We start from the raw sequence: 11964 nt of genomic DNA on the forward strand, positions 1-11964 counted from the left end.
CGGGGCAAGGGTTTGCTATTGAAGTGATAGCTGCTAGCGCTTATAAATAAAGCGCTGGAGCCTGTTTTTTCTATGAAATGGCCGCACGGGCCCGGCGCCCGCCTTGCCCGGCCAGCCAGGGCGATAAACTTTGCCCATGCAAGTCGCCCTGGCCCAACTCTCCACCCACCTCCAACGGGCCCTGTCGCCGCTTTACGTGCTGCACGGCGATGAGCCCTTGTTGCAGCAGGAAGCCGCAGACGCCATCCGCGCCACCGCCCGAGCCCAGGGTTACACCGAGCGCAGCAGCTACACCGTGGCCGGTGCCCACTTTGACTGGAGCGCCGTGCTGGCCGCAGGCGGCTCACTCAGCCTGTTTGCCGACAAGCAGATTGTTGAAATCCGCATCCCCTCGGGCAAGCCCGGCAAAGACGGCAGCGTGGCCCTGCAGCATGTGGCCGAATCGGCCCGGGGCAACGACAGCACGCTCACCATCGTCATGCTGCCGCGCCTTGATAAAGCCACCAAAACCGGTGCCTGGTTTGCCGCGCTGGAGGGCAGCGGCACATCGATCCAGATCGACCCCATCGAGCGCGGCATGCTGCCGCAATGGATTGCTCAGCGCCTGGCCCAGCAAGGCCAGCGCGTGGTGGCGGGCGAGGAAGGCCAGCGCACGCTGCAGTTCTTTGCCGACCGCGTGGAAGGCAATTTGCTGGCCGCGCACCAGGAAATCCAGAAACTGGCTTTGTTGCATCCGGCGGGTGAACTGACCCAGGCCCAGGTCGAAGCCGCCGTGCTCAACGTGGCGCGCTACGACGTGTTCAAGCTGTCTGAATCGGTGCTGGCCGGGCAGACGGCCCGCGTGCAGCGCATGCTTGACGGCCTGCAGGCCGAGGGCGAGGCCGAAGTGCTGGTGCACTGGGCGCTGGCCGAAGACATCCGGGCCCTCAAGCGCGTGAAAGACGCCATGAACGCCGGCCGCCCCCTGCCCATGGCGCTGCGCGAGAACCGCATCTGGGGCCCCAAGGAGCGGCTGTTTGAACGCATCCTGCCCAAGGCCAGCGACGCCGCTTTGGCTCGCCTGCTGCAGTCGGCCCACACGGTGGACGGCATCGTCAAAGGCCTCAAGCAGCCCGACTGGCCGCAGGACGGCTGGCAGGCCCTGCAGCGCCTGGCCTTTCAGCTGTGCCGCCTGACCAGCGCGGCACGGTGATGGCGGCCGCTGCTGCCTCCCAGCCTTTGCGCCTGCCCAACGACGACGCCACCAACGGCTGGTCCGCCATCCTGCCCCCGCGCACGCCGCGCCCTGCGCTGCAGGGCGAGGTGGTGGCCGACTGGCTGGTGCTGGGCGCGGGCTTTGCGGGCTTGGCCGCCGCGCGCCGCCTGGCCGAGCTGCGCCCCCACGCCCACATCGTGGTGGTGGATGCAGGCAGTGTTGGCGACAACGCATCGGGCCGCAACTCGGGCTTTGCGATCGATGTGCCGCACAACATCGGCAGCTCGCTCGAAGAACTGCGCCAGGCCGCGCACTACCAGGCCTTGCTCACGGCGGGCATGAACGACCTGGAGCTGCTGGTGGCGCAGCACCGCATCGACTGCCAATGGCGCCGCGCAGGCAAGTACCACTGCGCCGTGTCGCCTGCCGCCGAGCGCACGCTGCAGCACCATGTGCAGGAGCTGCGCGCCCTGGGTGCGCCGCACGAGCTGCTGGACCGCAACGCCCTGGCCGCGCGCCTGGGCACCCGCTACTTTGCGGCCGGGCTCTACACGCCGGGCACCGTGCTGCTCAACCCCGCCGCGCTGTGCCGGGGCCTGGCCGATGCGCTGCCTGCCAACGTCACCCTGCACGAGCACACACCCGTGCAGCGGCTGGATCTGTCGGGCGGCCAGGTGGTGGTGCACACGCCGCAGGGCCGTGTGCGTGCGCCGCAACTGTTGCTGGCGGCCAATGGCTTTGCGCAGCAGTTGGGCTTGTTTGGCAGCGCCTGGGGGGCGGAGACGTTTCCGCTGGTCACTTTTGGATCGCTCACAGCCCCGCTCACGCCCGAGCAGCGCAGCCGCCTGGGCGCGCCCGAGGGCTGGGGCGTGACGCCCGCCAGCGCCGTCACGGGGGCCACGCTGCGCTACACGGACGACCACCGCATTCTGGTGCGCCAGGGCTTTGAATATGCGCCGCAGTTCCGCGTCAGCCCTGCGGTGCGCGAGCGGGTGCGGCGCGAGCATGCGGCCGTGTTTGCGGCGCGTTTTCCGCAGCTGGGTGATGTGGCGTTGGAGCATTTCTGGGAAGGCTCGATTGCCATCACCCGCAATGGCGCGCCGCGTTGGGGGCGGGTGGCCCCGCAGGTGCATGGCGTCGCCGGGTGCAATGGGGCGGGGGTGGTGAAGTTCACTGCGCTGGGGGCGTTGGCGGCAGATTTGGCGCTGGGGCAGGACCACCCGTTGCTCGCGCATGCGTTGGCGTTGGGTGGGCCGACGCGCATGCCGCCGCAGCCGTTCATGGGGCTGGGGGTGCGGGCTTATATTGCGCGGGAGAAGTGGTTGGGGCGGGCGGAGGTTTGATGGGTTTTGGCTGCTATCGCTTGTGGAATAAGCGCTAGCAGCTATGAAATTGGTAGTGGTTGCCCTTGTTTCTTGTCCCTCGGTCACACCCCATCCGTTCGGGCTGGGCTCGTCCAAGTTCGGGCGCTCCGCCCAGACATCGTCGTAGGTCGGGTTAGCCCGCAAGGGCGTAACCCGACGCCCCCGTGGGAAGCGGAGTTGATGTCGGGTTACGCTGCGCTAACCCGACCTACACGGTTGGGTGATTTGACGCATGGTTTTCAACTTAAAACTCCGATGCGTTCAGGCCAAACTTCTTCCCGATGCCTGCCACCTTGGGAACAAGATCAAACCGTACTGATGATGAATAGCTTATGACCGCACATTGTTCATACAGCTCTAGAACAAACGGACGAGCAACTTCATCCGACCCAAATACCGCCTCAATCTCATTTTTGAAATCATTGATATCTGCATGACCAATGGCCGGATGGTGGCCGTGCGTCGCAAAACTTTCGGTGATATCACCGAACTTCAATTTCGCTTGTTTTCGCTTCGCAGGCGTATCAAAGGCTTCTGACCAGCGCCACAAGAGTAGGTTATGGTTCATCGTGCAATGACGTCTAGCGTGCCTTGGGCTTTTTCTACCCACACCGTTAAGTTCGCCACCAGGTCTTTTTGGCTGAATGAGCAGCTTTCTTCTGAGAACAGCGCGCTCGATTCCAGTCGGTCCAGCAGGTTCAGCAGCACCTCGCTGTAGCGTGGGGGCAGGGTGGTGAGCAAGGTGGTTTGCTGGCGGGCCAGGGTGCTCAGGGCGGCGGCGGTGTGGTCGCCGCGTTCAAAGGCTTGCAGGGCTTGGGCCAGGGTGGTGAGCTGGGCTGATGCGGTGTCGGTCATGGTGGTGCGGTGGTGTGCAGCGGGGCAGGGCGCAAGGGTAAAGCCAACTGCGGCAAAATCGCAGGATGAATGCCCTCAACGTCGCTGAATACACGCACACCCTCGGTTTCCAGGCAAAAACGGCCTCTGCGCTGATGGCGAAAGCGCCGGCAGCTATCAAAAACAAAGCATTGCTGGCCCTGGCCCGGTTGTTGCGCGAGCAGACCGAGGCGCTGCAGGTGGACAACGCCCGCGATCTGGAGCGTGCGCGCGCTGCGGGTTTGGCCGAGCCGATGGTGGACCGTTTGAAGCTCAGCCCCAAGGTGCTGGAGACCTGCGCCCAGGGCTGTGAGCAGCTTGCGGCCATGGCCGATGTGATTGGCGAGATCATTGGTATGAAGCAGCAGCCCAGCGGCATCCGCGTGGGGCAGATGCGCGTGCCGATTGGCGTGTTCGGCATGATTTACGAGAGCCGCCCCAACGTGACCATCGAGGCCGCGTCCTTGAGCATCAAGAGCGGCAACGCCTGCATCTTGCGCGGCGGCTCCGAAGCCATTGATTCCAACCGGGCCCTCGCCAAGCTGGTGCAGCAGGCGCTGGCCGAGGCGGGCCTGCCGCAAGATGCGGTGCAGCTGGTGCAGACCACCGACCGCGAGGCCGTGGGCCAGCTGATTGCCATGCCGCAGTTTGTGGATGTGATCATCCCCCGTGGCGGCAAGGGGCTGATCGAGCGCATCAGCCGCGATGCCAAGGTGCCCGTCATCAAGCACCTGGACGGCAACTGCCACACCTATGTGGACGACCCCTGCGACATCGCTATGGCGGTGAAGGTGGCCGACAACGCCAAGACGAACAAGTACAGCCCCTGCAATGCGAGCGAAGGCCTGCTGGTGGCGCGCGGTGTGGCGGCAGATTTTCTGCCCAAGATCGGCGCGGTGTATGCCGCCAAGGGCGTGGAGATGCGCGGCTGCCCCGAGTCGCTGGCGATTCTGCAATCGGTGGCTGGTGCCAAGCTGGTGCCTGCTACGGAGCAGGACTGGAGCGAGGAATACTTGGCTCCCATCATCAGTGTGAAGGTGGTGGCGGGTGTGGATGAAGCCATTGCGCACATCAACCACTATTCCAGCCACCACACCGATGCCATCCTGACGCGCGACCACATGCACGCCCAGCAGTTCCTGCGCGAGGTGGATTCGGCCAGCGTGATGGTGAACGCCAGCACACGCTTTGCCGATGGCTTTGAGTTCGGGCTGGGGGCGGAAATCGGTATCAGCACCGACAAGTTCCACGCGCGCGGGCCGGTGGGCATTGAGGGCCTGACTTCGCTCAAGTACGTGGTGCTGGGCGAAGGCGAAGTGCGCGCCTGAGCGGCGCTGGGCCGGTGTGTGGCATTTGCTCCTGTTTTTGTAGCTGCTTGCGCTTATCCATCAAGCGCTAGCGGCCTTTTTCGCCTCAATCGCTGACCCCTCATGAAAATCATCATCCTCGGGGCGGGCCGTGTGGGCGAGAGCGTGGCCGACAGCCTGGTGTCCGAGCGCAACGACATCACCGTCATCGACACCGATGCCGAGCGCCTGCGCGATCTGGAGTCGCGCTTTGACCTGCGCGGTGTGGTGGGCAACGGCATCGAGCCCGCCGTGCTGGCCGAGGCCGGGGCGCGCGACACCGACCTGCTGATCGCCTGCGCGGCGCAGGACGAGACCAACCTGGTGTGCTGCAAGATTGCGCAGCTGCTGTTCAACGTGCCCACCCGCATTGCGCGGGTGCGCTCCACGGGGCTGGAGGGCGATGTGCGCCTGCTGGGCGCCGAGGGTTTTGCGGTGGACCGCATCATCTGCCCCGAAGAATCGCTCACGCGCTACATCGGCAAGCTCATTGACTACCCCGAGGCCATGCAGGTGCGCGAGTTTGCGGGCGGCCGCGCATGCCTGGTGTCCGTGCGTGCGCGCCACGGGGCGCCGATGGTGGGCGGCACCATTGCCGCGTTGCGCGCCAGTGCGCCCGAGGTGGCGGTGCGGCTGGTGGCCATCTACCGCCGCTTTCCTGACGAGCCCGATCGCTTTGTGGCCTGTGCGGGCGACACGCGCATTGAGCCCGGCGATGAGGTGTTTGTGCTGGCCGCGCAAGAGCACATTGCGCATGTGCTGTCGGCCCTGCACCGGCGCGATGCGCGCCATGCGCACCCCGTGCGCCGAATCATGATTGCCGGGGGCGGGCGCGTGGGCCTGCGCCTGGCGCAGCAGCTGGGCCAGCAAGAGGGGCGGTTTCACCTCAAAGTCATCGAGTCGGACCCGCAGCGCTGCGTGGAGCTGGCCTCGGTGCTGCCGCACGACGTGCTGGTGCTGCAGGGCGACACCACCGATGAAGACCTGCTGGGCGACGAAGGCGTGGAAGAGGTGGACCTGTTCCTGGCCGTGACCGATGACGATGAGGACAACATCATGTCCTGCCTGCTGGCCAAGCGCATGGGCGCACAGCGGGTGTTGGCGCTCATCAACCGCCGCAGCTATGCCGATTTGATGCACGGCACACAGATCGACATTGCGCTGTCGCCCGCGCAGGCGATGCTGGGCGAGCTGCTGGCCTTTGTGCGCCAGGGCGATGTGCAGGCCGTGCACAGCCTGCGCCGGGGCGTGGCCGAGGCGCTGGAGATCGTGGTGCGCGGCGACCGCAAGAGTTCGCGCGTGGTGGGCCGCAAGGTGAGCGAGCTGCACCTGCCGCGCGATGTGCACATCGGCCTCATCGTGCGGGGCTTGCCGGACGCCACGGCGCCTGCGGGCGAGGGCGGCGCTGTGCTGCCCGAGCCGCAGGTGATCATCCCGCGCAGCGCCACGGTCCTGGAGAGCAACGACCATGTGGTCTTCTTCCTGCCGCACAAGCGCCTGGTGCGCGAGGTGGAAAAGCTGTTTCGCGTGAGTGCGACGTTTTTCTGACGCAGTGGGGCGACGACCATGACCGACATGTTTCCCGTCCTGCGCGTGCTGGGCATTTTGGTGATGATCTTTGCGTCGTCCCTGGCCCTGCCCACGGCCGTGTCGTGGTGGATGCAGGACGGCATCTGGTTTGTGTACCCGCTGTCCATGGCTGCCACGGCGTTTGCCGGGGGCTGGCTGTGGTGGAGCTTTCGCGTCTTTCGGCGCGAGCTGCAGCCGCGCCACGGGGTGATGCTGGTCTCGCTGGTGTGGCTGCTGCTGCCCTTGTTTGCCGCGCTGCCGCTGACGCTGGCGGGGCATTTCATCGGGCGGCCGCTGTCGTTCACGCACGCGTACTTTGAGGCAGTGTCGGGCCTCACGACCACCGGTTCTACGGTGATGAGCGGGCTGGACGCGCTGCCGGTGTCCGTCAACATCTGGCGCACCTTTTTGCAGTGGCTGGGCGGCATGGGCATTTTGATTTTGGCGGTGGCCGTGCTGCCGCTGCTGGGCGTGGGCGGCAGCCAGCTCTTCAAGGCCGAGGCCGCCGGGCCGGTGAAGGATGCCAAGCTCACGCCGCGCATGACTGGCACCGCCAAGGGGCTGTGGGGCGTGTATGCGCTGTTCTCGGTGGCCTGTGCGCTGGCCTACTGGCTGGGCGGCATGGCGCCGCTGGATGCGGTGATGCACATGTTCACCACGGTGAGCCTGGGTGGCCTGTCGCCGTACGACGCGAGCTTTGGGCATTTTCAGTCGCCGCTGCTCGAAGCCATTGCCATCGTTTTCATGCTGGTGGCCAGCTGCAACTTTGCGCTGTACTTTGTGGCCCTGCGCAAGGGCGACTGGCGCGGCTTTTGGCGCGACCCGGAGCTGCGCGCCACGCTGGGCACGCTGATCGGCGGCGGGCTGGTGGTGTCGCTGCTGCTGTGGGCCAAGGGGGTGTACGAGCCGCTGGCCGCCCTGCGGCACGGCATGTTCAACACCGTGTCGCTGGCCACCACCACGGGCTACGCCACGGTGGACTACCTGGGCTGGCCGGTGTTTGCGCCGGTGCTGATGCTGCTCATGTCGGGCGTGGCCACCAGTGCGGGCTCCACTGGCTGCGGCATCAAGATGGTGCGCATGCTCATTTTGGTCAAACAGGCCCGCCGCGAGATGACGCGGCTGGTGCACCCGCGCGCGGTGCAGCCGGTGCGCCTGGGCGATGCGGTGGTGGACAACCGGGTGATCTTCTCGGTGCTGGCCTTCATGCTGGTGTACGGCGCCACGGTGATCGGCCTGAGCATGGTGCTGCTGCTGACCGACCTGGACCCGTTGACCGCGTTTTCTGCTGTGCTGGCCAGCGTGAACTGTGCGGGGCCAGGGCTGGGCAGCGTGGGGCCTGCGTCCAACTTTGCGGTGCTGACGGATTTTCAGATCTGGGTGTGCACGCTGGCCATGCTGCTGGGGCGGCTGGAGATTTTGAGCTTCATGGCGGTGCTCACCCCCGCGTTCTGGCGGCGTTGATCGCTGGCGGCAGGGCACCGGCATTTTTTGCGCAGGATGCCAGGGGTTGGCATTGCGAAAGTGGCGGGCGTCCCCATATCCCGAAATCCCACCTCCCTACAATCGGTTTCAACTGTGTCCCCCGAGGGCTTTTATGGTTCCGCATCTCATCACGGCCCTCACCGGGCCGATCAACGAGCTTGAACAGCGCATTTTGGATTCCATGCCCGCCATCGAGCGCTGGTTTCGCCTGGAGTGGATGGAGCACACGCCCCCGTTCTATACCTCGGTGGACATCCGCAATGCGGGCTTCAAGCTGGCCCCGGTGGACACCAACCTCTTTCCTGGTGGCTGGAACAACCTGACCAAGGAAATGCTGCCGCTGGCGGTGCAGGCGGCCATGGCGGCCATCGAGAAGATCTGCCCCGAGGCGCGCAACCTGCTGATCATTCCCGAGAACCACACGCGCAACACCTTCTACCTGGCCAATGTGGTGCAGCTGCAGCGCATCTTCAACATGGCGGGCCTGAATGTGCGGGTGGGCTCCATCAGCCCGGAGATCAAGAAATCCACGCTGATCGAGTTGCCCAACGGCGATTCGGTGACGCTGGAGCCCGTGGTGCGCAACAAGGGGCGCTTGGGGCTCAAGAACTTTGACCCCTGCACCATCTTGCTCAACAACGACCTCTCGGCCGGTGCCCCGGGCATTCTGGAAGACCTGCACGAGCAGTATTTGCTGCCGCCCCTGCACGCTGGCTGGAGCGTGCGCAAGAAGAGCACGCACTTCAAGAACTACGAAGAGGTGGCCAAGCGCTTTGGCAAGATGCTGGGCATCGACCCTTGGCTCGTGAATCCGATGTACAGCCAGTGCAGTGGGCTCAACTTTGCCGAAGACTCGGGCATGGACGCACTGCAGGCGTCAGTGGATGCACTGCTGACCAAGGTGCGCCGCAAGTACAAGGAATACGGCATCAACGAAAAGCCGTTTGTGGTGGTCAAGCCGGACAACGGCACCTATGGCATGGGCATCATGACGGTGCGCGACGCCAAGGAGCTGGATGCGCTCAACCGCAAGACCAAGAACAAGATGGCCGTCATCAAAGACGGCCAGACGGTTTCGGACGTGATCATTCAGGAAGGCGTGCTGACCCAGGAGCGGGTGAACGATGCCGTGGCCGAGCCCGTGGTCTACATGATGGACCGCTATGTGGTGGGCGGCTTCTACCGCATGCACGCTGAGCGCGGCGTGGACGAAAACCTCAACTCCCCCGGCGCCAGCTTTGTGCCGCTGGCCTTTGAGCACAGCACGCACATGCCCCAGCCTGGCGTGCGCCCTGGGGTGAGCGCACCCAACCGCTTCTATATGTATGGAGTGGTGGCCCGCCTGGCCATGCTGGCGGCCAGCTACGAGCTGGAGGCCACCGACCCGGATGCCGAGGTCTACGACTGACGCTGGGGTGTGAAGGGGCCGCTGTGGCGTGCCCGCTTCAAATGCTTGCCATTGTTTGACGGCAGGCGCCAGAGGGCAGTTGCTGCGGTGCAACATCTGGATACGCCTTGATGGGGGGCGTAGCCATGCAGCGCAAAATAGCGCTCTCCCAAATTATGGAACCCTGTCCGGCGCACGAGTGCGGCGGGGTCGCTCCAGTGCAAAGCTCTTCCAAATCCTCGCTCGCAGCCCTGACGCTGGGCGCGATCGGCGTCGTTTATGGCGATATCGGCACCAGCGTGCTGTACGCAGTCAAAGAGGTGTTCGGCTCGGGGCATGTGCCCTTCACGCACGAAAACATCTACGGCATCCTCTCGATTTTCTTCTGGACCCTCACGGTCATCGTCTCGCTGAAGTACGTGGTGCTGGTGCTGCGGGCCGACAACAACGGCGAAGGCGGGCTGATCGCCATGCTGGCCCTGGCTTCGCAAGCGGTCAAAGACAAGCCCAAGCTGCGCGGTGTGTTGTTGGCGGTGGGGATTTTTGGCACTTCGCTGTTCTATGGGGATGGGGTGATCACACCGGCCATCTCGGTGCTGTCTGCGGTCGAGGGGCTGGAGGTGGTCTCTCCCCACTTCAAACAGTACGTCATCCCCATCACCCTGGTCGTGTTGTTTGGCCTGTTTGCCGTGCAAAAGCGGGGCACCGGCGGTATTGGCAAGTTCTTTGGGCCCATCACGTTGGTCTGGTTTCTGACGCTGGCGGTCTTGGGGGTCTTCCACATCCAGGGGCACCCTGAAATTCTGTGGGCCATGAGCCCGCACCACGCGCTGCTGTTCATGTGGCACCAGCCAGGCACCAGCTTCATCATCTTGGGCGCCGTGGTTTTGTGCGTGACCGGTGCCGAGGCGCTGTATGCCGACTTGGGGCATTTTGGCAAGCGTCCCATCCGCCTGGCTTGGTTCAGCGTGGCCATGCCTTCGCTCACGCTCAACTACTTTGGCCAGGGTGCTCTGCTGCTGGCCGAGCCAGAGGCCGTCAAAAACCCCTTCTTTATGATGGCGCCCGATTGGGCTTTGATCCCCCTGGTGGGCTTGGCTACGTTGGCCACGGTCATTGCATCGCAGGCCTTGATCACCGGGGCCTTCAGTGTGACCAAGCAGGTCATTCAGCTGGGGTACTTGCCGCGCCTGAACATCCAGCACACCAGCGTGCGCGACACGGGCCAGATCTACATGCCGCTGGTGAACTGGGGCCTGTTTGTGGCCATTGTGCTGGCGGTGGTGATGTTCCGCTCGTCGAGCAATCTGGCCGCGGCCTACGGTATTGCGGTGACGCTGGACATGCTGATCACCACCACGCTGACGTTTTTCGTGATCCGCTACGGCTGGGGGTACCCGCTGGCGCTGTGCGTGGCGGCCACGGGATGCTTCTTCATTGTGGATTTGGCGTTCTTCGCGTCCAACCTGCTCAAGCTGCTGCAGGGCGGCTGGTTCCCGCTGATGATTGGTGGCGCGGTGTTTACGCTGATGATGACCTGGAAAGAGGGCCGCCGCCTGCTCAATGAGAAGCTGCGCGCCGATGCCATCGACCTCAAGGACTTCCTGGAGTCCGTGTTCATCAGCCCGCCCACCCGGGTGGATGGGACGGCCATCTTTTTGACGGCCGAGCCCGGCGCGGTGCCCAATGCGCTGTTGCACAACCTCAAGCACAACAAGGTGCTGCACCAGCAAAACCTGTTTGTGACGGTGCGCAACCATGAGGTGCCCTGGATCGGCCTGGACAAGCGGCTGCAGGTGGAGTCGCTGGGGCACGATTGCTGGCAGGTGGTGGTGCATTACGGCTTTAAAAATGACCCCGACCTGCCCCGGGCGCTGGAGGCGCTGCGGGGGCGGGGCTGCGATGTGGAGCCCATGACCACCAGCTACTTCCTGTCGCGCGATACCGTCATTCCCACCATTGGCAGCGGCATGGCCCACTGGCGCGAAAAGCTCTTTGCCCAGATGCACCACAACGCCAGCGGCGCCGCCGACTTCCTGCACCTGCCCAACAACTCGGTGGTGGAGCTGGGCTCCAAAATCGAAATCTGACACCGTTTGCCTCGGTCCTCCGGCTGTCGGGCCGGGTGGTCCGCAGCGGGGTGCCAGAATGCGCCCCCATGCAATTTTTCAAAGATATCAGCCTGTCGGCCTTTGTCGCAGGCTTTGTGGCCGTGCTGGTGGGCTTCACCAGTTCGGTCGCCATCGTGTTTCAAGCGGCCCAAGGTTTTGGGGCAACGCCTGCCCAAATCACCTCCTGGATCTGGGCCCTCGGCCTGGGGATGGGCCTGTGTTCATTGCTTCCCTCGCTTGTTCTGCGCAAACCGGTAATGGTGGCGTGGTCTACCCCTGGCGCCGCAGTGCTGGCGACGGCAGGCGTGGCGGGTGGTTTCTCCATGGGCGAGGCGGTGGGTGCGTTCATGGTGTGCTCGGTGCTGGTGGTCTTGGTGGGTGTCACCGGCCTGCTGGAGCGTGTGGCCGATCGCATTCCTTCCGAAATTGCCTCGGCGTTGTTGGCCGGGGTATTGACCCGGTTTGGCATCCAGACCTTTGCCGCGCTGCAGACCGCGCTGCCTCTGGTCTTGCTCATGGTGGGTTCCTATCTGGTGGCACGCCGTTTGTTGCCGCGCTATGCCGTGGTGATCACGCTGGCGGCGGCCATCGCCTGGGTGGCGGCTTCGGGGCAGGTGGCGTGGTCCATGGGGCC

Annotated in this window: 10 protein-coding genes (1 of these 10 running past the window's edge); 8 read left to right on the forward strand and 2 right to left on the reverse strand. The window is 64.6% G+C overall.

Going from position 1 to position 11964, the window contains the following annotated elements:
• Positions 1-136 precede the first annotated feature (136 nt).
• Positions 137-1192, forward strand: coding sequence for a DNA polymerase III subunit delta (gene holA / locus EAG14_RS01575; protein ID WP_121727867.1), 1056 nt, complete (start codon positions 137-139; stop codon positions 1190-1192).
• Complete coding sequence (locus EAG14_RS01580) at positions 1165-2538, forward strand: FAD-binding oxidoreductase (protein WP_240456901.1); 1374 nt, start codon at positions 1165-1167, stop codon at positions 2536-2538. Before holA ends, EAG14_RS01580 begins: the two co-directional genes overlap by 28 nt.
• A 265-nt stretch (positions 2539-2803) precedes the next feature.
• On the opposite strand, the gene EAG14_RS22585 is transcribed toward EAG14_RS01580, so the two are convergent.
• A complete protein-coding gene (locus tag EAG14_RS22585; protein WP_143226001.1) occupies positions 2804-3127 on the reverse strand; it encodes a hypothetical protein in 324 nt (107 codons plus the stop codon).
• Entirely contained in the window at positions 3124-3414 is a 291-nt protein-coding gene (locus EAG14_RS01585; RefSeq protein WP_121727869.1) for a hypothetical protein, read from the reverse strand. The genes EAG14_RS22585 and EAG14_RS01585 overlap by 4 nt, the downstream gene beginning before the upstream one ends.
• 65 nt (positions 3415-3479) lie before the next feature.
• Between EAG14_RS01585 and EAG14_RS01590 the strand changes: the two genes are divergently transcribed.
• From EAG14_RS01590 to EAG14_RS01615, 6 genes are all read left to right on the forward strand, one after another.
• A complete protein-coding gene (locus EAG14_RS01590; protein WP_121727870.1) occupies positions 3480-4760 on the forward strand; it encodes a glutamate-5-semialdehyde dehydrogenase in 1281 nt (426 codons plus the stop codon).
• A 102-nt stretch (positions 4761-4862) separates the two neighbouring features.
• The gene (gene trkA / locus EAG14_RS01595) at positions 4863-6326 is read left to right on the forward strand and encodes a Trk system potassium transporter TrkA (RefSeq protein ID WP_121727871.1); all 1464 of its coding nucleotides are present in this window, start codon (positions 4863-4865) and stop codon (positions 6324-6326) included.
• 18 nt (positions 6327-6344) lie between these two features.
• The gene (locus tag EAG14_RS01600; protein WP_121727872.1) at positions 6345-7811 is read left to right on the forward strand and encodes a TrkH family potassium uptake protein; all 1467 of its coding nucleotides are present in this window, start codon (positions 6345-6347) and stop codon (positions 7809-7811) included.
• A 133-nt stretch (positions 7812-7944) separates the two neighbouring features.
• Entirely contained in the window at positions 7945-9240 is a 1296-nt protein-coding gene (gene gshA, locus EAG14_RS01605; protein WP_099656960.1) for a glutamate--cysteine ligase, read from the forward strand.
• A 155-nt stretch (positions 9241-9395) separates the two neighbouring features.
• Positions 9396-11309, forward strand: coding sequence for a potassium transporter Kup (locus EAG14_RS01610; RefSeq protein ID WP_121730246.1), 1914 nt, complete (start codon positions 9396-9398; stop codon positions 11307-11309).
• 68 nt (positions 11310-11377) lie between these two features.
• Positions 11378-11964 carry the start of a benzoate/H(+) symporter BenE family transporter gene (locus EAG14_RS01615; protein ID WP_121727873.1) on the forward strand. 607 nt of this gene lie beyond the right edge of the window, so only the first 587 of its 1194 coding nucleotides appear in the window; its start codon is at positions 11378-11380; the stop codon falls past the right edge of the window.

The organism is Acidovorax sp. 1608163 (assembly GCF_003669015.1).
Classification (GTDB): domain Bacteria; phylum Pseudomonadota; class Gammaproteobacteria; order Burkholderiales; family Burkholderiaceae_C; genus Acidovorax.

Bases quoted from the DNA above. Each gene is read 5' to 3' on its own strand.
- trkA (WP_121727871.1), top strand. From the start codon at position 4,863: ATGAAAATCATCATCCTCGGGGCGGGCCGTGTGGGCGAGAGCGTGGCC.
- EAG14_RS01585 (WP_121727869.1), bottom strand. From the start codon at position 3,414: ATGACCGACACCGCATCAGCCCAGCTCACCACCCTGGCCCAAGCCCTG.
- holA (WP_121727867.1), top strand. From the start codon at position 137: ATGCAAGTCGCCCTGGCCCAACTCTCCACCCACCTCCAACGGGCCCTG.
- gshA (WP_099656960.1), top strand. From the start codon at position 7,945: ATGGTTCCGCATCTCATCACGGCCCTCACCGGGCCGATCAACGAGCTT.
- EAG14_RS22585 (WP_143226001.1), bottom strand. From the start codon at position 3,127: ATGAACCATAACCTACTCTTGTGGCGCTGGTCAGAAGCCTTTGATACG.
- EAG14_RS01590 (WP_121727870.1), top strand. From the start codon at position 3,480: ATGAATGCCCTCAACGTCGCTGAATACACGCACACCCTCGGTTTCCAG.
- EAG14_RS01610 (WP_121730246.1), top strand. From the start codon at position 9,396: ATGGAACCCTGTCCGGCGCACGAGTGCGGCGGGGTCGCTCCAGTGCAA.
- EAG14_RS01600 (WP_121727872.1), top strand. From the start codon at position 6,345: ATGACCGACATGTTTCCCGTCCTGCGCGTGCTGGGCATTTTGGTGATG.